This is a genomic window from Methanospirillum hungatei, from assembly GCF_019263745.1.
Lineage (GTDB): Archaea > Halobacteriota > Methanomicrobia > Methanomicrobiales > Methanospirillaceae > Methanospirillum > Methanospirillum purgamenti.
This window is the reverse complement of the sequence record NZ_CP077107.1, coordinates 653541-673200: the sequence shown is the minus strand read 5'-3', so window position 1 is coordinate 673200 and position 19660 is coordinate 653541. Positions and strand designations below refer to the sequence as shown.

Genomic DNA, 19660 nt, shown 5'->3' with positions numbered 1-19660 from the left:
TTTCCTTGTTCGCATTCCATAATTTCCTCCTTCTAACTGATCATAAAGAATTATCTGGAACCAATTCTCATATACTCACATGGCAGGATTCCTTTCCTCTCCAATTGCAAAAGGAGAGAGTGATATTTTTATCGAACCATCCATGGCGAATCGTCATGGTTTAATAGCAGGTTCAACTGGAACAGGAAAAACGGTAACTCTTCGTGTTCTTGTAGAACAGTATAGTTCAATGGGTGTTCCGGTTTTTTTACCAGATATGAAAGGTGATCTCTCCGGCCTGTGCAGACCTGGTGGTGGGAATAAGAAAATCGAGGAACGTGCTTCTCTTTTGCAATTATCTGGTTTTTCTTACGAAGGATATCCTGTTCGGTACTGGGATCTCTATGGGAAAGATGGTCATCCGGTTAGAACAACTGTTTCTGAAATGGGTCCACTTTTACTCGCTAGAATTCTTGATCTGAATGAAACACAGACTGGTATATTGTCCATGCTCTTTCGGTACGCGGATGATAACCAATTATTGCTGATAGATATTGCAGATCTTATCGCACTCATTACCTATGCTCTTGAGAATATTGCGGCAATAAAAGGGAAATATGGAAATATGACTCCTGCTTCCCTTGGGGCCATTCAACGTGCCATTCTGACTCTTGAAGAACAGGGGGGTGATCTTTTTTTCGGTGAGCCTTCGTTGGAACTGGATGATATAATGTCAGTTCACGATGGAAAAGGAACTATCAATCTTCTTGCTGCACGTAGTTTAATCAAAAGCCCGAAAATTTATTCTACATTCCTTCTCTGGCTTCTCTCCGAACTATATGATGATCTCCCAGAAGTTGGAGATCTGGAGAAACCAAAGTTCCTTCTCTTCTTTGACGAAGCTCACCTTCTCTTTTCAGATATTCCAAAGGTACTGGAAGAAAAGATCATTCAGATAGTTCGACTTATCAGATCAAAAGGAGTTGGTGTATACTTTATCACTCAGAATCCTGGAGATATTCCTGAAGATGTATTGGGACAATTAGGAAACCGGGTCCAACATGCACTTCGTGCTACAACTCCTGGTGAGATGCGGGCAGTTAAAACTGCTGCAAAATCTTTCAGGCAAAATCCAAAGATTGATACTGAAAAGATAATTGGACAACTTGGAATAGGGGAAGCATTGGTATCAGTGTTAGATAAATCAGGTGTACCAACACCGGTTGACCGGGCCCTTGTGCTTCCTCCTCATAGTAATCTCACTCCCCTTACTGAACCTGAGCAACAAAAAGAGATTCAATCCTCACCACTATATGGCAAATATGAGGAACAAATCAATCGCCACTCTGCTGCTGAAGAATTAGCCGGACGAGAGAGAGAAGTAGTTGTTGAAAAACAAAAAAATGCAACACCAGCACCCAGAAATACCACTCCTTCCCGGAGTACACGAAGAAAATCCAAAGATGTCGGGGATGTGGTTGGAACAATAGCGGTCAGGACTGCAACAAATATTGGTACCCAGATCGGAAAAGAGATTGTTCGTGGGATGTTTGGTTCCTGGCTGAAAAAAAAATAATTATTCTTTTGGAAAAGCCTGTACAACCATTTCTTTTACTTCAGTGAGCCAACTGGCTCTGCGGATTTCATCGCTAGTAACTATTATCCTGAACATTCGCCGATGGAACTGTGAAACACCACACAGATCAAAGATACAGTCTTTCCATATTCGCTCTAGTGGATCTCCAAACACAGCATTTTCCCGTTCCTCTGGTGTATTGGCTGTGTTAAATACTATCACAGCACGAGCTTTTAATAAACCGACCGGAATTCCTTCACCATTATCTCCTTCTAAAAACCGGTATGCTATACCCGGACGTATTACCCGGTCAACCCATCCTTTGAGAATTGCGGGGGGCTGACCCCACCAATTAGGATGCACAATAATGATACCATCAGCATTTGCAATTTCATGACAATGACATGCAATAATTGGATCAAGAGCTGTATCCCGAGGTATCTCTTCAGTATACAAAATTGGATCAAATTACTCTTTATAAAGATCATGAAATCGGACAGTATGACCACCATCGATAAGGGCATCAAGAGCGGTATGTGCAATGGCATGATTAAAGCTGTTCTGGTCCGGATGGGCTAAGATCAGCGAAATATCCATATAATTCTTGTTTATGTATGTCATATCTGGTTTTCGGTCAAAAAAGAATTCCGAAATTTTTTGTGGATCAACGTTGACCATGTACTATGACAGGAAAACCTTTTGCCCTCTGTGTCCGTCTTATTCTGTTTGACAATCAGGGCCATATTCTTGTATTAAAACGTTCTTCATCATCAAAGACCAATCCAGCAAAATGGGAACTACCTGGCGGAAAAATTGATGCCGGCGAAACATTTGATGAGGCACTCAAACGAGAGATCTTGGAAGAGACCGGATTTACCGTTGTAGTTCACTCTGCTGCCGGGACAGCTATGCAAGAGACTGAAGATTTTCGTGTTGTTCACCTGGTCATGATAGGGAGCATTCTTTCTGGTGGACTCTCTATTAGCAAAGAACATACTGAATATCGTTGGGTCGGACTTCCGGAACTTGCATCACTTGAAAAAGCGGATTGGTTTTCTGAATATTTTAATATGTACATGGGGGGCGGCGCAAAGCCGTCTGAATGATCGAAGGAGAAATCTTTATTGCATTCAGCCTACATAATGACGGATGGAGGTTATTATGAGTAAAACAACGATTCAAAAAATCCTGTTCATCCTGTTTTTGATTTTTCTGACCGGATTTTTTATCTCACCAGTGTCTGCATTTGATACAAGGTCCGGAGATAATATCGTCATTAGTGAGCCGATTGATGATGATCTCATTGCATCAGGTGGCTCGATGATTGTTAATGCACCGGTGAAGAGCATCACATGGGCGGGTGGAACACTTATCGTAAATGAACCGGTAGAACGTAATCTTGTAGCAGCAGGTGGAACGATTCAGGTCAATGCTCCGGTCGGAACCGATCTTTTCGCTGCGGGTGGGAATATAGACATTAACGGAAATGTCGGCGGCAAGGTGATGGCCGTTGGTGGATCAGTTACCATGTCCGGAAATGCTGAAAACATCGCTGCATCAGGTGGCACCGTTGTTCTCGGTAAAAATACCGTTATCTCGAAAGATGCCATCATAAGTGCTTCTGGCTATACCACCCAGGCAACAATCCAAGGCAACTTAACGATCGAAGAAGAAGATGAGTCCGGTTTTGATATAGATAAGATTGGTGAGGCAGTCGGAGCCTTCATTACCATGGCAATGATCCTGTGCTTTATTGGATTTTTGATTTTGGGCATCATTCTCATAAAAATCTGTCCGGCATTCTTTACCGCACTTGTAAAAACAGGAACTGAAAAAACTCTGTTATCATTAGTTGCCGGGATCGCAGGACTCGTTATCGGTTTCATTCTCTTTGTAATTCTGTTAATAACTCTTATTGGAATACCAATTGCCTGCCTCTTAATGCTTCTGATGCTTATAGGACTCTCACTTTCCACTATCATGTCTGGAGCAGTCTTGGGTTCGTGGGTTTTGAATATCGCGAAAAAAGAAACAGGATTAATTTGGGGATTTATCCTTGGTTTTATCATACTGCATATTCTGTTCTTTATTCCGGTTATCGGATTTTTCATCTGGGCGATAGCAGTATTTCTTGGATTTGGTATGCTGATTCTTACCTGTTATGATGTATATAGTGACTCTGGTCTCTAACCTTTTTTTGACACATTTAAAGCCCTCATAGATCCTAAACCAGATGTACCAAAGAGGCAGATCGTGACAGAAGAGATTGGAGCAGAAGCATCATTGCTGTTTGTTGGGATAATTCTGCTCATCTCCACTATCTTTTTGTATATATTTACAGGGAAGCCCCGGCTCCGGTTTTTACTCATCCTTAATATCAGTCTTCTTTTCTGGATTGTTAGTTATGGAATGAACCTCGCAACCAGTGGGCCACAAATGACCGGTACCTGGCAAATCATCAGTCTTATGGGATTGACTATGGTTGTATTATCATTTATTGCAGCATTTGTCGATTATATGAAAAAAGAGGAGTAATGGATCAAAGAGGAAGGCTGCCTTTTCCTTTAGAGGTATTGTGTTTGAATTTTGGATCATCATCTGAAGCCATTGCCCATATTATTGAAACATTTTCTCCGGTTGACAATTCTGCATCATAAACATCACCAGTTACGAGGTCTCTTGAAAACTCCAGTGTGGTAACTCCATCTTGTTCGGATACAGAAAGGTTGAGAATGTCATCTGTCCCCCCAAGTTCAGTATCGTCTGGATGCGGGCCGAATACTCCTGTTGAATAAGAATCGGTCCAGTATACCTCCTCTCCTCTCATTCCTGCAAGAATAATATCTGCATCTTTCATCATTTGTGTTGGTTTCAAACCGATACCTACCCATCCGGTTGTTTTACCCTGAATTGCCATTGAAATATGTTCATCCGCTACAGTCCAATAAAGTACATAATTCCCATTGTCAAATGAAATGGTGTGTGCATATTCATCAGTTTCAATTGCTCCATCAGACTTTTGTTGAGGTTCTGCATTTAGTGAAGGGAAACAAAGGAATAACGTCATCACTACAATCAGAAGTGTCAGTCCAAACTTGTGCATAGAATCAGAATGAGGGTCTCATGGTTAAAATTCTTTGTATACCGGATCAGAAGAATGATATCAGGGATATGCTGAAATACAATCTATGCTTCTTCTCATGACACTAGGGACAGGGATTGGCACCAGTCATGCAGATGCCTTGTCCCGACTTGTCAGATCCTGTAGTTATGCTATTCACTTTTATCATCCGGAAAAGATCATCTATTTTTGTTCAGAAGAGAGTAAAGGATCTATAGATCCCATACACAATGCCTTAAAAACTGAATATAATACTTCTCCTCCCTCTTCAACCCTCTGCATGATTCGAGATCCGAATGATTTCAATGGATGTTTTGAAGTCATGTACGGTGTTGCTTCTCTGTATCAATATGATGAGATGGTAATCGAAGCATCTACCGGAACCAGAGAGATGATTCTGGCAGCAGAGATTGTATCATTTCTCACCAGAAATCCCGTGTCTCATGTTACCGGGGATAAACCTGATGGAATGATTATTCCAGGAACGGAAACGGTCAAAGAGATGGTACTCTTTGCTGCATATGACCGGCTTTTAATTCATCGGGCAATCTATGCATTTAATAATAATCATTATGGAAGCTCACTCCGCCTGCTGGAAGGAATAAGCAATCTGCCGGAACGTGACATGTATTACACCTTATTTAATGGATATTGGCATTGGGACAAGATGGATTATGAGAAAGCATGGCGATATCTTCAACATGTCCCGGATCTTGATATTCTCATTCCTCTAAACAGGAAATTTCTTAAAAAACTCCTTGACCTTGATCGGATGGATGATACTATCCTCAACCGAAAGGAGCGGCTCCATGTCAGACAGCAAAAATATACCTATATGCTCATTGATCTGCTCCATAATGCCAAGCGACGGATTGACGGTGAGCGATACGATGATGCTCTTGCCAGATTATATCGTGTTGTTGAGTTAATTTCCCAGGTTTTACTGCTAAATTATGGTATTGATGACAATGAAGAGAAGATTCGGTTTTCAGATCTTCGAAAATTACTCAAAAAACAGGATATCTCTACCTATGCCAGGAAAGCTGATCGAAATGGGATTATCAGGATAGGGCTTCGGTACAAGTTCCTTCTTCTTGAAGACCTTGGAATGAAAGGGGCTGATCAGTGGTATTCTGACTTGCAGCAGTATATTATGATTCGAAATGATTCAATTCTGGCCCATGGACTCACGCCTGTTCCTGGTGATATCGCTCATGAGATGTGGTCTGAAGTGAGAAATGTAATTACGAAAGCCTGTAAAGGGACATGTGAAGATCTTGAAGAGTTATACCGGTCATCAGAATTTCCCATTCTTGAGAACCACCACTTGGAATAGAATTTCCAATTATGAAAAAATGGTTATTCCACGGTTGAGCCCCAGACTGAGTTGAGGTACCGCTGACCTTTTTCATCACCACGAGTGCAGAAATACTTATAATCAAGTCCGTATTCTTTTGCAATCGGGCATTCTTCACATTTACATCCCTCTTCGTATGATATACACAGGAAACTCTGTCCAATCATACAGAAGAGTTTTTCGCGCTCAACAATTGCGCATTTATTATAACTTGGACAAGTAGGACAGATACATTTTGTTTTTTTCTCTTCAATGATCTTATCCTGTTCTTCTGCCGGGAGTTTCTTTAAGTCCCGGATAAAGGTTGTAAAATCGTCCATCGAGATCCCTCGGTTGTGTGTTGTGATTTCATTCGTATAAATCTGTCCATCCTAATACTTTCAGGATCACACTACCTTATGCATGAACCCCGTACTCTTTTGTATCCAGATGAAAACGTATATGAGCACATGTTACTCTCGTCCTGTAAAAAACTCTACCAACAGGAGACTCATCGGACTAAGTCACCTGAAGAAACATATGAAGCGGTCCGCGATCTCACTGGGCCGGCCGGAATAACCAGGGTTGCTGATATCACGGGATTAGATCGAATTGGAATTCCTGTTTTTTCCTGTATCCGTCCCGTTGCTGCCGAAGGAGCAATTACTGTATATAATGGGAAAGGAGCAACACCTATTGCTGCCAGAGTATCGGCAATAATGGAAGGGCTTGAACGATATTCAGCAGAAGTTCATGACAGAACACCGGAGATTATGACATATGATCAGATCTCGTCAGTCAAAAAAACAATAAATCCTGACTCTCTCATTCTTCCGGAGAATACTCCCACTGACTGGCCGGTTCCCTGGTATCAGGCGTGGGATATCATAAAGAATGAGGAAGTCTGGGTTCCTGCTCATGCTGTATTCCACCCGGTTCCGCGTATTATGGGTAAATTATTCAGGACGAGTACAAATGGAATAGCTTCAGGAAATACTTATGAAGAGGCTGTCTTTCATAGTCTGTGTGAACTAGTGGAGCGTGATGCCTGGTCACTGGTTGAATCAGCAAACAATGCAGGACCAAGGATTACTGAAATAACTCATCCAGTGGCACAAAGCCTGCTGGAAAAGTTTGAGAAGGCAGGGGTTGATGTGATATTGCGGGATATTACGAGCGACCTTGGAATCCCGACCGTTGCGGCAGTATCAGATGATCTCCAACTTCGTGATCCTACCCTTCTGTGTATTGGGATGGGATCACATCTTTGCAGTGAAATAGCTATACTCCGGGCATTAACAGAGGTTGCACAGAGCAGGGCCACTCAAATTCATGGAGCACGAGAAGATACCCAATCAACCCATTTCCTTTCAAAAGTGGGATATGATCGGGCCAAGCGCCTTAATAAAAAATGGTTTACATTAGAACCTGAACTTCAATACCGTGAGATGCCTTCGTACCATACTGATGACTTCCTGGACGATATTCACATTGTCCTTGATCGGTTCAAAGCTGCAGGGCTTGAACGGGTCCTGGTAACCGATCTTACCAGGCCTGAAATTGGTGTTCCGGTAGTTCGGGTCATTGTTCCAGGACTTGAACATTTTGCCATGGATCCTGAAAGACGAGGAGAACGGTGCAAACGTGCACGACGTAATTATATTCCTGGGACCAAGCCTGTCGGTTCATAAGGCATCAGAGATACTATCTGCAGAGTATCGGCCTCCGGTCAGAAGAGTTGATCTGCTTGAAGTTATCAGGATGAAACCACGGATCATTGGAATCATCGACGGTGTCTTCTTTGAAGATGCAGCTGTCGGGCATCGGGAAGTATTGGAAGTTATGAAACATGGTATCACTGTAGTTGGTGCTTCGAGCATGGGTGCGCTTCGGGCTGCAGAACTTGAACCATTTGGTATGATTGGTATTGGTGAGATTTTCAGGATGTATCGGGATGGGATAATAGAATCAGATGATGAAGTGGCACTCATGTGTGATCCCACAACAAACATGGCTTTTTCTGAAGCTTTGGTAAATATCAGGGTAACCGTTCATTATGGAGAAAAGACCGGTTTTTTCACATCAGATGAATCCCAGTCGATTATCAGTATCGGAAAATCTCTTTGGTATCCTGATCGATCATGGCCCCGAATCCTGCAGGCAAGTTCTTTTAACCAACAGAGAAAAGATGAGATTCTCGCCTGGGTAAAAGATCATGCAATTGATCAGAAACAGGAAGATGCCAGAAAAGCTCTCAGTTATATCAAGGAAACGTTCTACACATGAATTCTACACATAATCCGGGATATCCAAGCCATCGGTTTGAACGTCAGATTCCTCTTATTGGACCTGATGGGCAAAAAAATCTTGAGGATGCAACTGTTCTTATTGCTGGAGCCGGGGGGCTTGGATCACCGGCTGCAACATATCTTGCTCTTGCCGGTATTGGAGAACTTATCATCGTCGACGATGATATTATCCAGGAGTCTAATTTAAACCGTCAGTTTCTTCATGCTGCTGGTTCGGTTGGTCTCCAAAAAGTATACTCCGCAGAGGCAACAATTCATGGATTAGCACCAGATACCTCCATAATTGCTCATTCAATCAGGATTGATGAGAATTCTGCAGACCGGCTTGTCAAAGATGCTGATATTGTTATAGATGCTCTTGACAATTATGAATCAAGGTTTATTCTTCATGAATCTGCATGGAATGCTGATGTTGCATTCATCCACGGAGCAATAGAAGGATTCTCCGGTCAACTGACCAGTATTATTCCGGGCTCATCTCCATGTCTGTCTTGTCTTATCACTGCCGTTCCTCCATCTGCAAAAGTCCCGGTTATTGGAGCAACTGCCGGAGTTATCGGTTCCATGCAGGCACTAGAAGCAATTAAATATCTCACCAAATCCGGAACGATGATTTCAGGCAGACTTTTGATATGGGATGGACTTTCTGGTAGAACTGAATTTCTGAAGATTGGCAAAAGAAATAATTGTCCTGTTTGTGAAGAGGGGAAAGATCGTAAATGAAGGTTACAATTCGTTGTTATGCCCGGTTTCGTGATGCTTTTGGTGATGAACAAGAACTTGTCATTCCTGACAGAGCTACAATTTTAGATGCCGTCAGAACACTTGCAGGGACCGGTCCTGATGCAGAACTTTTGATTGATGAAGATAAAAACATCCGAAGTTATGTGATGATCATGCATCGTGATATCAGGATTTCACCTATGGATGCAGGTACAGTGCCCCTGTCTGATGGTGATTCTCTTATACTCTTTCCACCGGTTTCAGGAGGATAATTTTAGATGATAGCAATTACCAGAGAACCAATAGATCCATATGCATTTATTGAATCTGCAAGAAAACCGGAGACCGGAGGTATTGTGACCTTTGTTGGTACAGTTCGGGATGATGGAATCGAAGCACTTGATCTTGAAGTGTGTGAAGAGGTTGCACTTGCAGACCTGAACACGATAGCAAAAAAGGCAATGAACGAATATCACCTCCAGACAATCGATATTGTTCACCGGGTCGGCAGAATGAATCTGACCGAAATTATTCTTGTGATCGTTGTCGGAGCTTCTCACCGACAGGAAGGATTTGCTGCCTGTTCATGGATTCTGGAAGAGATCAAAGCATATGTCCCCATATGGAAGAAAGATATCTGCACAGAAGGAGAAAACTGGCATTTTTCCCAAAAAAAATAAAATTAAAACCTTTTCCCTGTTTTATACCCATATGCACCCAGTATCAGGATGATAATACCGATGATAAATGTGACATAATGCCACCAGTGGGTGCCATTTACTATGTTTATGATCCCAAGACCGATGAAAATAACACCGGCAATCATGGTGATTATATTTGATGTTTTCACATCCATACACAATTATAGGCGTTTTCTAAATAAGAGCGTGCGCATAATCATCATACAAGGGTGGGTTTTATTCCACAATGCTCAGCAACTTCCAGATAAAAAGAGGCAAGTCCTTTATACGTACCCCATTGCATAGCGGTTTCTTCTGCTTTGGATGGAGAAATTTTCTCTCCATTAAAATACCATGCGGATATCATCCTGCGAAGAGCAATATCATCTGCTGGAAATGCGTCCATACAATGTAATCCGCGGATCATGGTTAATTCTGCAGTCCATCTGCCAATCCCTCTGATTGAACATAATGATTCAAGAATTTTTTTCGTATCTGAACATTTTTTTAAGATTTCCAGATCAAGTTCTCCATGAACGACATTCCGGGCTATATCTCTGATATACTCTCCTTTTCGTGATGTAAGACCACAAGACCGAAACTCTTCCAGTGGGATTTCTGCTAACCGGTCAGGTGTGGGATAACAATAATAGTCTTTCTTTTCAACCTGAAACTTTAGTCCGAATTTTCTAATAAACCGATATTCTAATGAGCGTGCTACATTAAGTGATATTTGTTGCTCTATTATTGAATCAATGAGAGCTTCAAAAACGGTGGGAGTTGTTGGACTTTTCAGCCCCATGAGTATCCGGGATACATATGTCATAACTGGATCTGTCAGAATGGATTTATAAAAACCAGAAAGATCATCATCAAGGCTGAAGTACCAGGTCATCAGGCTGGCTGCTTCTTTTTGAGTTTCTGAAGAGATTTCATGGTCTGATTGGATGGAGAGTATTATTGGTGAATTTGTATTGATGGATTTTGTAGTCAGTCTTAAAAGAACAGGTCCGGATGAAAGAAGTGCAGCATATGTAAATGACCTGTTTCGATATATCCGAATGGCAGGATCATGGTTCTCAAATATAATTGCACTCCAGTGCAGAGAAAAAGGTTCTTTGGCAACAATTGGTACGGTTATCATATATAGGGAATTATTAAATTTCTAATAAGGTTTTTATTGAATTTTTAATTCTTTATTGTGATATATCACATGATAATCAATTGTTATATCTGTTGATTAACATTTGGTTTACTTTTTAGCCAATTAAACAATTATATATTACTGCACAACGATCTGTTATTGTATGATCGGTAAAATATCGTTTGGGATCATTGCCCTCGTGCTGGGAGTAATGCTTCTCTGTGGGGTAGTATCAGCTGAGAAGCTTACTACAGAAGGACTTGAAGGATCCGAACACGCAAGTGACCGTCTCCTGATTGGAACAACCACAAGCCTTGATGCAACTGGAGCACTAGACGAACTCTCCAAACAATTTGCAGAGAAGTATAATGTTACCGCCGAGTGGGTAGCAGTTGGTACTGGACAAGCTCTCAAATATGGGGAAAGTGGCGATGTTGATCTCGTTATGGTTCATGACAGGGCAGCAGAGGATAAGTTCCTCGATGCTGGATACGGTCTTGATCGCCGTGTATTCGCATCTAACTACTTCCTTGTAGCCGGTCCCGAATCTGACCCGGCAAAGATTGCAGGTAAGACTGCTTCTGAAGCTTTCAAGTCAATTGCAGATGCTGGAGAAAAAGACAACTCAGTATTCTTTGTATCCCGTGGAGATGCTTCAGGAACTCACTCCCGCGAGAAACTTATCTGGAAAGCGGCTGGATACGATTATGCTGATGTAAACACCTCGTCCTGGTATATTGATGCAGCAGCTGGAATGGGTCAGACTCTTAATATGGCAGAAGAAAAGCAGGGATACACTCTCGCCGATGGTGCAACATGGAACACTATGGAGAAAAACCTGACAATTGTTCCATTCGTGACCGATGGAAAAGACCTTCTGAATATTTATGCTGTTATGAGAATCAATCCGGAAAAATTCCCTGATGTAGCTATCAATGTTGACGCAGGAAAGAAGTGGACGAACTTTATTATCAGTGATGAAACTCAGCAGTTCTTTGCGGATTTCAAGAAAGACGGAAAAGCACTTTTTGTTCCAGCAAAGGGTGATGCAGCTACATTAAACGTCGCTGAAGAAGAAATTTCAAGTCCGGTTGAGTAAATTCTTTAACCGTGACATCTCTTTTTTATATTAATGATTGATTTTGTAGCAGCTTTTTTTACGGCAATCAATCTGATAATCTCCCAAAATCCGGACGTTATGGAGATTACATTTAAGACGCTCGAGATTACATTTAGTTCTGTATTAATCAGTACCATTATCGCTTTGCCTCTGGGAACTGCGATAAATTTTAGTGAATTCTGTGGAAAAAAGACTCTTATTAGTCTGATCCAAACTCTTTATGCGCTTCCCACGGTAATTGTAGGGCTGGTCTGTTTCATGCTCCTTTCTAGATCAGGTCCTCTCGGATTTCTGGGATTTCTTTTCACTCCAAGTGGAATGATATTCGGGCAGGCTTTCCTTGTTATTCCTATCATGACAGGACTTACCATAGCAGCTCTGCAGGGAGTAAACCCAACCTTGACAGATACGATACGTTCGCTTGGTGCCACAAAAAGCCAGTTTCTTTTGAGTCATTTACGAGAGACAAGGTATGTGATCATGGCTGCGATTGTGATTGGCTTCTCAAGAGCTCTTTCTGAAGTTGGGGCAGCAATCATGATTGGAGGTAATATAAAAGGGCATACCCGTGTTCTTACAACTGCGATATCCTTGCAAACCTCAATGGGCAACTTTGAACTTTCACTTGCTTTAGGAATAATTCTTCTTGGAATTGCTCTTATTATAAACTTGGTAATGGGTTTCCTCCAGCAGCGGTGAATCATGATCAGATTGGACAATATTTCTAAATCCTTCGATGAGAAGATAGTTCTTGATCGAATATCTGCTGAAATTTTAGCCGGAGAAATTTTTACTATTATCGGCCCATCAGGGCAGGGAAAGACAACTCTGCTCAGGCTTATTAATCTGCTTGATACACCATCCGGGGGAGAAATTTACCTCGACGGCATCTCTCTACAAAAACCAGGTCAGGATCTTACTTCATTACGGCGAAGAATGGGGATGGTTTTTCAAACACCAATATCATTTAAAGAGACAGTTTTTGAAAATATCGCTTTAGGTCTTCGATACAGGCACGTTTCCTCCGCAGAGATTACCCGAAAAGTAGAAGAAAAGTTAGAAGAGATAGGACTATCCGGGTATGAAAAAAGAAAAGCCTGGACACTTTCAGGTGGAGAGATGCAACGAGTTTCACTTGCGAGAGTAATGATTACTGAGCCGGATCTCCTCCTTCTGGATGAACCAACGGCAAATCTTGATCCAGTTTCAACCAAAAAAATTGAAGAGCTCATCAGGTACTACAATCATGAATTTGGCACTACCGTGATTATGTCATCCCACGATCTCTTTCAAGGTCAACGGCTTGCAGATAAGGTCGCAGTGATGATGGGAGGCAGGTTTGTTCAGGCTGGTGATACAATCAAGATTTTTTCTGAACCTTGTTCTGCTGATATTGCACGGTTCATCGGGATTAGTAATGTCCTTTCTGGCACCATCACAGGACATGAAGATGGGATGATCCTGGTAGATTTGGGAGGTGTTACTTTACATGCACTCAGTTCCATTCAAAGTGGCAGAGTCACAGTTGCATTACGACCAGAGGATATTACATTATATAATGAACCTGATGGAAAAATGAGTGCAAGAAATGTAATTCAGGGAAGAATTACAGATATAAAGCCTTATGGTATTATAAGTCATGTTATCGTTTCATGTGGCTCCATCTCTCTTGCAGTGCAGGTAACCTGGCAGTCGATCAGGGACCTGAACCTGGCGAAAGGTCAGGATGTTATCCTCTCATTTAAAGCTCCCTCAGTCCACGTAATGCCGGAAGAGAACGATAATGGATGTCTTTGATCTGTCAATTCCCCGGCATTCATATATTATTTCAGAACTAGCTGGTTCAGCGGGGAATTTTGGGACCGTTCTCCCCTTACTTTTTGCTGTCTCTGTTGCCTGTGATATGAACATTACTCTCATACTTTCATGGGCTGGAGTCTGGTATATTCTGACAGGTTTATACTACCGTATTCCAATCCCGGTAGAACCACTCAAGGCAGTTGGTGCCCTTGCAATTGCAGATCATCTCTCTCCACATTTAATTGCTGCATCCGGAATACTGATGGGGATCATATGTATTGGTATCGGTTTTTTGGGATGGATGGATCGGGTCAGACGAATAATTCCTGAATCGGTTATTCGTGGAGTTCAACTGGGCCTTGCTCTAATTTTTATCCGAAGTGCAGTTATGGGATTTGTTCTTCCTGATATCCTTTTTGCAGGAGTATCCGCATTTATCGTTTTAGCATTTTTAATAGGAAAAAAATATGCTCATATTCCTGATCTTTCAGCTTTCTGTATTATTATTTTTGGATTTCTGGTGGCTTTTTATCTTGTGGGATTTCCATCTTTTTCATTCATACCAATCCCTGGATTTACAATCCCAACAGCAGATGAATTCATTATGGCTACAATCTTGCTCCTTCCTCCTCAGTTACCTCTGACTCTGACAAATGCAATACTAGCAACATCACTTTTGATTTGTGATCTCTTTCAAAAAACAGAATCTCCTGACCGACTTTCAAAAACAGTCGGCGTAATGAGTTTGAGCTCATCACTTTTTGGAGGTTTTCCAATGTGTCATGGAGCAGGAGGGCTTGCAGCCCATTACCGGTTTGGTGCCAGAGGGGGTCTGTCTTTAGTATTTGGAGGTGTCCTTCTGTTCCTTATTGCCGGAATCTGTACTGATTCGGATATTGTAAAGGCTCTACCTGTTGGGATTTTTGGAATTCTTCTTATTGTTGTTGCGACAGAACTCATCCGTCATGGATTGAAAACGAATAATTATCTGGTAACTATCATCATTGCGGCATTATCTGTCCCTTTTGGTCTGGCAGCAGGTTTTTTTACCGGTCTTATCCTTGCCTGGATAATTCAATATAGAGATGAAAGAAAAATCCATTTAATTTGATTCATACCTCATGGGGCGTTGCGGTGATCAAACCACCACTTCATCCCAACAATTGAGACAATAAATATACTTGTTACACCATTTGCTAGCATAACTGGAATATCTGCACTTACAATCCCATAAATCATCCAGAGAAAAACTCCGATAAGAAGTAAAAACAAAAGTCCCCAGGAGAGATCATGTGCCGACCTGCTGTTCCACGTCTTGACTACCTGGGGAAGAAATGCAATCGTAGTGCATATCCCTCCGATATACCCGGTATAGAGCAACATATCCATACCTGATATTTGTTCCATATTCATAAAGTGATATTCAGAATCAGGAGTGAAACCTCAAATCTTTATTTTATCAGGAACATTATTACTCAGCTCGGATGATTGTTCCTACTTTTTCCCCTTTAATCGCTCTGGTAATCATTCCTGGTTTGTGACCATTTACAATCTGAACCTCTTTCACATTCCTGCATTCTAGCATGAGTTCAACAAGTTTTCTTTCAAGAACCAGGTCTTCCATATCCATAGCTATAAGTTCACTCGCTGAGATCTCTGGAATTAACTTTGCATCAGGATACTTGAGTGGATGTTTGTCATATAATCCGTCAACATTTTTGGCTAGGATACAACTTCTGGCTCCAAGAACCTCAGCGGCGAGAAATGCACCGGTATCTGTTCTATGAGGTGGTATTCCACCGTTCGTTCGTTCAGATGGGTGTTCATAAAGTCCATATGGGGGTGTTCCATGAGTTACCGGCAATGCGCCCATTCCAAGGAGTGTTGGAAGTTCCAGAAGATCACTTGTATGAATTCTCTTTGCCTTGTATGGGGCTAAGAGAGTGGCAAGCATCATCGCATTTTGTTCAGAAATTTTACTGGTAAGTTCTGCTAACACTCCGGTTGGCATCCCGAGATCAAGCCCGATATCCATAATATGTCTGACTCTGACACCTCCTCCGGTTATGATCATGAGTTGATGATCTTTGGATAAGGCACCAATTTCGTCGACAAGAGGAAGAACCACATCCCGACCATAATCAATGATTCCATGGCCACCAATTTTGATTACATTTAATTCAGGAAGTATTCGCATGAGCGGCCGTTCATTATACCTGTCAAATAGTCCTTTTCTAACCAGGGTTTCTCCCTGAAGTTTGTTAAAAATTTCATGTCGTTCGTGCATGGATCACCAAAATATGATTTATAAAAAATCAGAAAAAATTTATCCTGATTCTTATCTGAATAGTGTACTATCGCGAAAATATCTTATTTCTTTTTGATATGGTGAGATATATCAACGAAGGCACACTTATATATATGGGAAGAGACTATAGATAAATTGTGACAAACCAGTTGCTATATCAGATGTAATTTTATATCAACTGGTAAACAGAGGTGACAAGCATATGAAAATTTTTGTGCGAGAAAGACAAAAGGTTGGTGCAGGTGTAAAACAGCCCAAATACCGGATCGTGGCAGTAACCGGCGGACAAATCCAGGTCGTAGCAACCCACTTCAGAAAAATTGAACTAGAAATGATAGCAAAAGAAGTTGGTGCTGAGATCGTGTGGCTCGAACCTGTAGCAGATGACCAGAAGAAAAAACACTAAACTTTTTTCCTGTATCCTTATTTGTTCAGAAATCTAATGTTGATCCCATGCCATCGCTCTCAATCGAAGGCCTCTTTGAATCTGCGGTTAAAATATTTCTTTTTGAAGATAATGCAATAACACTTACATTTTCAAAAGATGGGATACATATCAGATTTCCAACCACCCGTCGGCTTGCAGAATATCTTGAAGTTCCCCATTATTACATTCTCCCGTATTTTGCCATGATGGAAGAACAGGAACTTGTTACACGAGCAGAACGTGTTGGTATACTGACTACAAATAAAGGTTCAAGTAAACTTGTTTGCGTAATGCAGGAACTTCATCCTGAAGAAAGTAAAGCACTCCTTGGGGATCAAGTGTTTCAAGAGATTGTCCGTATTACCAGAAAATAAAAGAGGAATGAGAAATTAACTGCCGGACCGGAATGTTTGGATCGGATGTCCCGTTTTGGCAGATAAGTATTTAGTAAAAGTGATTTCTCACCTTCCCTATCACCTTGAATCTACATAATTAAATATTTTGCATTGATTAAAAAAAAATTGCGTTAAATCACATATATTAATCAATTGGTTTGCAATTGTTATATCAAGATATATTCTGTTTCCTTTTTAAGAAGATAATCAGTAAAATTCTGATACAGATCAGAAGTATGATACCTTTCCCGGCTTACCTGTAAGGAAGATCAAATCCGGAAGAATCCGGAAAATGGGATTAAAATCATGATTTTGTACATTGCACTTGATGATACAGATATGCCCACAAGTCCGGGGACCGGGAGACTTGCACGAGAAATTGCTCTTCATATAAACCAAAAATATACTGTTCTTGGGATAACCAGACATCAACTGTTTGTCCATCCTGACATTCCATATACATCGCATAATAGTGCAGCAGTTCTTCATCTCACTGGTGTTCAGGATGAATCTTTGGATTCTCTCTTTGATGAAATCGCAGAAATAATAAAAACCAAAGCAGCAGAAGGAAGTGATCCTGGTGTGTGTATGGCTTTCCATGACCAGGTAAACCCGGCAGTAGTGATATTTGGAAAAGATGCCAAATCGATGATTTTAACCAAGGATCAAGCTATAACGCTGGCAATGAATTCTGGAATCCGGCTATTGGGGCTTGGTGGTACAAATGGGGGGATTATTGGAGCACTTGCCGCAGTAGGTCTGGCAGCATCAGGATCAGATGGACGATATATTCAGGTTGGAACGATACGTGATCTCCATGGAGAAGCTGATGTTAAAGAAATTCTTAAAGCCGGGATCTCATCAATCATATCCGCTGATGGCAAAAGAGTATCTGAAGGCAGAATCCGGTTTAGAAAATTCCCCCAACCCATGAGGATACAAAATACACCCATACTTCTGGTTCGTGAAATCGATGGAGTGTGGGTTGTTGATCGTCGGGATTGATAATTAACATTTCTTTTTGTGTTCAATTCCAAGATCCTTATATATCACGAATACAATCTCTCCTATGTCAGGTCTGGTTTACTGGTGATCCTGTACAGTGTTGGACCGAGGATCGAAAGCATAGTGATCATCATCATCCAGGCCGGCTCATCTGGCTGAGGAAATTAATATCTGATTTCCTCTGTCCGTTCAGGAATATACCCGGACATACCAGATTATCCAGGAGAGAAAAAAATGAAAGACCTGTATGAGAAGATGATCCATGAAGCAATGGCTGCCCAGAAAGCAGACGTTGAAACGATAAAAAAGAAACGCGGCAACTCATTTAAATTAACTGACGCAAAGGTATACCTTGATGCAGTTTCTGGAATGAAAGCGATTGGAAAACAGAGCCAGGCGGTCATCGACTTACATAAGGAGTCAGTAAAAGCGCATTATAACATATTATCCAAATTAACAAAAACCGTCCGTCCTGAAGATGATCCTTTTGTAGAACATTATCAGACACCGGTTATCCTGGAAATTTTATACGAAAAAGATCCGGAGTTTAAAAAGAGCGTCAAGGCATTCATTGCCCAGATAAAAAAGAGTGAAGCAATCATCGGTCTTGAATCAACACGTAGGTACGGAGGTTTTTACGGACCTACCTGTGTTGTGGATTTTGCACTTGTTCCAGGAAGCACCAGTAATGTTGTAAATCAGATCTTACGAAACACCTCTATTCCGGATGATCATAAAAAGACGATATTAGCAGCCAAATCGTGGGGAATGAATACCAGTTATGGTGTCGGCGATGTGTTTGCCCATGCTATTGAGGGCGGAGATACACTCACGAATGCAGTTAAGAAAGAGATTGAGATGCTTTCTTCAATCTATGATCATCCGGTACGGGCCCAGGCAGAACTCATGGAGAGTGTGGGTCAATCATCCTTCGATGTCAAGGCATATATGGATCAGTATAAAACTGCCATGAAACCAGTGGTTGAGGCAGCTATTGCTGATAAGGTGCATTATGCCAATATTGTGACGATTCCTGCATATTGTGTCGGTGATGTTGCCCACCATATCTCCCAGTCCACATTTAATATGTGTAAGGATGATATGGTCATGGGAATCATCGAAGCAGTAACCGAGGTCATAGAAAAAACTCTTATTAACTCGGTTGGTAAGATTAAAACTCCTGAACAGCTCCTCTCGCTTGCAACCGGAGCAAGTGCAGCTGCAACAGAATACATTCTGGAACTTGATGGGTTTAATGCCCTGATGATTATTGATCTCCTCACCAAGCGGTACCACAATTATGTTCAGCTCTATCCAAAACGGGGAGCTGCTGCAGAACTGCATAACTGTGACTTTATGGACATGCTCTTTCGTGGATGGAATATTATGGACCGTTCACGAAAACTGAGAAATGGCAGTGGTAAAGATCTCAAGGTTACCGTTTCAGGATTACCTGTGGATCTTTCTCCGGTTTTGAGCCATGAGATAATTAATAATCCACAGTGGTATGCCTATCCGGCCTGTGCAATAACTGTGCGAATGTCTGCTCTTATGCGGCTTGCGGATTATCCCTGTCTTCTGACAAGTGAACCAATCACAGCCACACTGATGACAAATATTATTGCACTCAAAAAAGACGTAGCTGCAGCTCCGGCCCGGATCTGTAAGGGATGCGCATCTGCATCATGTGTTGATTTCAGGCATGAGTATTGTCAGTATCGTGAAGCAGTTTGAGGA

At 41.5% G+C, this 19660-nt stretch carries 24 protein-coding genes and 1 pseudogene; 18 read left to right on the top strand and 7 right to left on the bottom strand.

Annotated elements, in window-relative coordinates:
* Positions 1-79: 79 nt before the first annotated feature.
* Positions 80-1555 (top strand): helicase HerA-like domain-containing protein, encoded by a 1476-nt coding sequence (locus tag KSK55_RS03280; protein WP_218608159.1) that lies wholly within the window; start codon positions 80-82, stop codon positions 1553-1555.
* Here KSK55_RS03280 and KSK55_RS03275 read toward each other — a convergent pair.
* Positions 1556-2152: pseudogene (locus KSK55_RS03275) on the bottom strand (NAD(P)H-dependent oxidoreductase). It abuts the gene before it with no gap.
* A gap of 86 nt (positions 2153-2238) precedes the next feature.
* Here KSK55_RS03275 and KSK55_RS03270 point away from each other — a divergent pair.
* The 3 genes from KSK55_RS03270 to KSK55_RS03260 all read left to right on the top strand — a co-directional run bounded on the left by KSK55_RS03270 (position 2239) and on the right by KSK55_RS03260 (position 4090).
* Complete coding sequence (locus tag KSK55_RS03270) at positions 2239-2661, top strand: NUDIX hydrolase (RefSeq protein WP_218608158.1); 423 nt, start codon at positions 2239-2241, stop codon at positions 2659-2661.
* Between the two features lie 55 nt (positions 2662-2716).
* A complete protein-coding gene (locus tag KSK55_RS03265; RefSeq protein ID WP_218608157.1) occupies positions 2717-3745 on the top strand; it encodes a hypothetical protein in 1029 nt (342 codons plus the stop codon).
* 63 nt (positions 3746-3808) lie between these two features.
* Complete coding sequence (locus KSK55_RS03260; RefSeq protein ID WP_214418778.1) at positions 3809-4090, top strand: histidine kinase N-terminal 7TM domain-containing protein; 282 nt, start codon at positions 3809-3811, stop codon at positions 4088-4090.
* A gap of 4 nt (positions 4091-4094) precedes the next feature.
* Here KSK55_RS03260 and KSK55_RS03255 read toward each other — a convergent pair whose 3' ends face one another.
* Entirely contained in the window at positions 4095-4658 is a 564-nt protein-coding gene (locus KSK55_RS03255) for a DOMON domain-containing protein (protein ID WP_256664167.1), read from the bottom strand.
* Between the two features lie 85 nt (positions 4659-4743).
* On the opposite strand from KSK55_RS03255, the gene KSK55_RS03250 reads away from it, so the two are divergent.
* Positions 4744-6012 carry a TIGR02710 family CRISPR-associated CARF protein gene (locus KSK55_RS03250; RefSeq protein ID WP_218608156.1) on the top strand — a complete coding sequence of 423 codons (1269 nt, stop codon included), beginning with the start codon at positions 4744-4746 and terminating at the stop codon, positions 6010-6012.
* Between the two features lie 23 nt (positions 6013-6035).
* Here the strand turns inward: KSK55_RS03250 and KSK55_RS03245 are convergent, their stop codons facing one another.
* Positions 6036-6353: a DUF2769 domain-containing protein gene (locus tag KSK55_RS03245; RefSeq protein WP_214418776.1), complete on the bottom strand. Its 318-nt coding sequence runs from the start codon at positions 6351-6353 to the stop codon at positions 6036-6038.
* 129 nt (positions 6354-6482) lie between these two features.
* Here KSK55_RS03245 and KSK55_RS03240 point away from each other — a divergent pair, with 129 nt between their 5' ends.
* Genes KSK55_RS03240 through KSK55_RS03220 form a run of 5 tightly spaced genes read left to right on the top strand, consistent with a single transcriptional unit; the run spans position 6483 to position 9724 of the window.
* Positions 6483-7703 carry a YcaO-related McrA-glycine thioamidation protein gene (locus KSK55_RS03240; RefSeq protein ID WP_214418775.1) on the top strand — a complete coding sequence of 407 codons (1221 nt, stop codon included), beginning with the start codon at positions 6483-6485 and terminating at the stop codon, positions 7701-7703.
* A complete protein-coding gene (locus KSK55_RS03235) occupies positions 7657-8298 on the top strand; it encodes a TfuA-related McrA-glycine thioamidation protein (protein ID WP_218608155.1) in 642 nt (213 codons plus the stop codon). Before KSK55_RS03240 ends, KSK55_RS03235 begins: the two co-directional genes overlap by 47 nt.
* Entirely contained in the window at positions 8295-9044 is a 750-nt protein-coding gene (locus KSK55_RS03230) for a HesA/MoeB/ThiF family protein (RefSeq protein WP_218608154.1), read from the top strand. Before KSK55_RS03235 ends, KSK55_RS03230 begins: the two co-directional genes overlap by 4 nt.
* On the top strand, positions 9041-9316 hold the full coding sequence (locus KSK55_RS03225) for a MoaD/ThiS family protein (protein ID WP_218608153.1): 276 nt from the start codon (positions 9041-9043) through the stop codon (positions 9314-9316). Before KSK55_RS03230 ends, KSK55_RS03225 begins: the two co-directional genes overlap by 4 nt.
* Positions 9317-9322: 6 nt before the next feature.
* Positions 9323-9724 (top strand): molybdenum cofactor biosynthesis protein MoaE, encoded by a 402-nt coding sequence (locus tag KSK55_RS03220; protein WP_218608152.1) that lies wholly within the window; start codon positions 9323-9325, stop codon positions 9722-9724.
* A 2-nt stretch (positions 9725-9726) separates the two neighbouring features.
* Here the strand turns inward: KSK55_RS03220 and KSK55_RS03215 are convergent, their stop codons facing one another.
* Complete coding sequence (locus KSK55_RS03215) at positions 9727-9894, bottom strand: hypothetical protein (protein WP_214418770.1); 168 nt, start codon at positions 9892-9894, stop codon at positions 9727-9729.
* Between the two features lie 50 nt (positions 9895-9944).
* A complete protein-coding gene (locus tag KSK55_RS03210) occupies positions 9945-10868 on the bottom strand; it encodes a DNA-3-methyladenine glycosylase family protein (protein ID WP_218608151.1) in 924 nt (307 codons plus the stop codon).
* Positions 10869-11031: 163 nt separating this feature from the next.
* Here KSK55_RS03210 and KSK55_RS03205 point away from each other — a divergent pair, with 163 nt between their 5' ends.
* From KSK55_RS03205 to KSK55_RS03190, 4 genes are read left to right on the top strand one after another with little or no spacing between them, the layout of a single operon-like run.
* Positions 11032-11967: an ABC transporter substrate-binding protein gene (locus KSK55_RS03205; RefSeq protein WP_214418767.1), complete on the top strand. Its 936-nt coding sequence runs from the start codon at positions 11032-11034 to the stop codon at positions 11965-11967.
* Positions 11968-12000: 33 nt separating this feature from the next.
* Positions 12001-12687, top strand: coding sequence for an ABC transporter permease (locus KSK55_RS03200; protein ID WP_218608150.1), 687 nt, complete (start codon positions 12001-12003; stop codon positions 12685-12687).
* Between the two features lie 3 nt (positions 12688-12690).
* Positions 12691-13785, top strand: a complete 1095-nt coding sequence (locus KSK55_RS03195) for an ABC transporter ATP-binding protein (protein WP_218608149.1) — start codon at positions 12691-12693, stop codon at positions 13783-13785.
* Positions 13772-14899 (top strand): putative sulfate/molybdate transporter, encoded by a 1128-nt coding sequence (locus KSK55_RS03190; RefSeq protein WP_218608148.1) that lies wholly within the window; start codon positions 13772-13774, stop codon positions 14897-14899. The genes KSK55_RS03195 and KSK55_RS03190 overlap by 14 nt, the downstream gene beginning before the upstream one ends.
* Positions 14900-14907: 8 nt before the next feature.
* Here the strand turns inward: KSK55_RS03190 and KSK55_RS03185 are convergent, their stop codons facing one another.
* Together KSK55_RS03185 and KSK55_RS03180 are read right to left on the bottom strand one after the other, a co-directional pair.
* Positions 14908-15195, bottom strand: coding sequence for a SemiSWEET family sugar transporter (locus KSK55_RS03185; protein WP_218608147.1), 288 nt, complete (start codon positions 15193-15195; stop codon positions 14908-14910).
* A 64-nt stretch (positions 15196-15259) separates the two neighbouring features.
* Positions 15260-16075: an amino acid kinase family protein gene (locus KSK55_RS03180; RefSeq protein ID WP_214418763.1), complete on the bottom strand. Its 816-nt coding sequence runs from the start codon at positions 16073-16075 to the stop codon at positions 15260-15262.
* Positions 16076-16298: 223 nt separating this feature from the next.
* On the opposite strand from KSK55_RS03180, the gene KSK55_RS03175 reads away from it, so the two are divergent.
* The 4 genes from KSK55_RS03175 (at position 16299) to KSK55_RS03160 (ending at position 19657) form a co-directional block, all read left to right on the top strand.
* Complete coding sequence (locus KSK55_RS03175) at positions 16299-16502, top strand: hypothetical protein (RefSeq protein ID WP_214418762.1); 204 nt, start codon at positions 16299-16301, stop codon at positions 16500-16502.
* Positions 16503-16549: 47 nt separating this feature from the next.
* Positions 16550-16897 carry a hypothetical protein gene (locus tag KSK55_RS03170; protein WP_214418761.1) on the top strand — a complete coding sequence of 116 codons (348 nt, stop codon included), beginning with the start codon at positions 16550-16552 and terminating at the stop codon, positions 16895-16897.
* Between the two features lie 327 nt (positions 16898-17224).
* On the top strand, positions 17225-17923 hold the full coding sequence (locus KSK55_RS03165; protein WP_218608146.1) for an ABC transporter substrate-binding protein: 699 nt from the start codon (positions 17225-17227) through the stop codon (positions 17921-17923).
* Positions 17924-18157: 234 nt separating this feature from the next.
* Entirely contained in the window at positions 18158-19657 is a 1500-nt protein-coding gene (locus tag KSK55_RS03160; protein WP_218608145.1) for a DUF2193 domain-containing protein, read from the top strand.
* Positions 19658-19660: the final 3 nt, after the last annotated feature.

What these genes read in the sequence shown, in the direction of transcription:
- KSK55_RS03230 (WP_218608154.1), top strand. Translation starts at nt 8,295, where the DNA reads ATGAATTCTACACATAATCCGGGATATCCAAGCCATCGGTTTGAACGT.
- KSK55_RS03250 (WP_218608156.1), top strand. Translation starts at nt 4,744, where the DNA reads ATGCTTCTTCTCATGACACTAGGGACAGGGATTGGCACCAGTCATGCA.
- KSK55_RS03280 (WP_218608159.1), top strand. Translation starts at nt 80, where the DNA reads ATGGCAGGATTCCTTTCCTCTCCAATTGCAAAAGGAGAGAGTGATATT.
- KSK55_RS03255 (WP_256664167.1), bottom strand. Translation starts at nt 4,658, where the DNA reads ATGCACAAGTTTGGACTGACACTTCTGATTGTAGTGATGACGTTATTC.
- KSK55_RS03200 (WP_218608150.1), top strand. Translation starts at nt 12,001, where the DNA reads ATGATTGATTTTGTAGCAGCTTTTTTTACGGCAATCAATCTGATAATC.
- KSK55_RS03245 (WP_214418776.1), bottom strand. Translation starts at nt 6,353, where the DNA reads ATGGACGATTTTACAACCTTTATCCGGGACTTAAAGAAACTCCCGGCA.
- KSK55_RS03265 (WP_218608157.1), top strand. Translation starts at nt 2,717, where the DNA reads ATGAGTAAAACAACGATTCAAAAAATCCTGTTCATCCTGTTTTTGATT.
- KSK55_RS03185 (WP_218608147.1), bottom strand. Translation starts at nt 15,195, where the DNA reads ATGGAACAAATATCAGGTATGGATATGTTGCTCTATACCGGGTATATC.
- KSK55_RS03180 (WP_214418763.1), bottom strand. Translation starts at nt 16,075, where the DNA reads ATGCACGAACGACATGAAATTTTTAACAAACTTCAGGGAGAAACCCTG.
- KSK55_RS03190 (WP_218608148.1), top strand. Translation starts at nt 13,772, where the DNA reads ATGGATGTCTTTGATCTGTCAATTCCCCGGCATTCATATATTATTTCA.
- KSK55_RS03195 (WP_218608149.1), top strand. Translation starts at nt 12,691, where the DNA reads ATGATCAGATTGGACAATATTTCTAAATCCTTCGATGAGAAGATAGTT.
- KSK55_RS03160 (WP_218608145.1), top strand. Translation starts at nt 18,158, where the DNA reads ATGAAAGACCTGTATGAGAAGATGATCCATGAAGCAATGGCTGCCCAG.
- KSK55_RS03220 (WP_218608152.1), top strand. Translation starts at nt 9,323, where the DNA reads ATGATAGCAATTACCAGAGAACCAATAGATCCATATGCATTTATTGAA.
- KSK55_RS03225 (WP_218608153.1), top strand. Translation starts at nt 9,041, where the DNA reads ATGAAGGTTACAATTCGTTGTTATGCCCGGTTTCGTGATGCTTTTGGT.
- KSK55_RS03170 (WP_214418761.1), top strand. Translation starts at nt 16,550, where the DNA reads ATGCCATCGCTCTCAATCGAAGGCCTCTTTGAATCTGCGGTTAAAATA.
- KSK55_RS03175 (WP_214418762.1), top strand. Translation starts at nt 16,299, where the DNA reads ATGAAAATTTTTGTGCGAGAAAGACAAAAGGTTGGTGCAGGTGTAAAA.
- KSK55_RS03205 (WP_214418767.1), top strand. Translation starts at nt 11,032, where the DNA reads ATGATCGGTAAAATATCGTTTGGGATCATTGCCCTCGTGCTGGGAGTA.
- KSK55_RS03210 (WP_218608151.1), bottom strand. Translation starts at nt 10,868, where the DNA reads ATGATAACCGTACCAATTGTTGCCAAAGAACCTTTTTCTCTGCACTGG.
- KSK55_RS03165 (WP_218608146.1), top strand. Translation starts at nt 17,225, where the DNA reads ATGATTTTGTACATTGCACTTGATGATACAGATATGCCCACAAGTCCG.
- KSK55_RS03240 (WP_214418775.1), top strand. Translation starts at nt 6,483, where the DNA reads ATGTTACTCTCGTCCTGTAAAAAACTCTACCAACAGGAGACTCATCGG.
- KSK55_RS03270 (WP_218608158.1), top strand. Translation starts at nt 2,239, where the DNA reads ATGACAGGAAAACCTTTTGCCCTCTGTGTCCGTCTTATTCTGTTTGAC.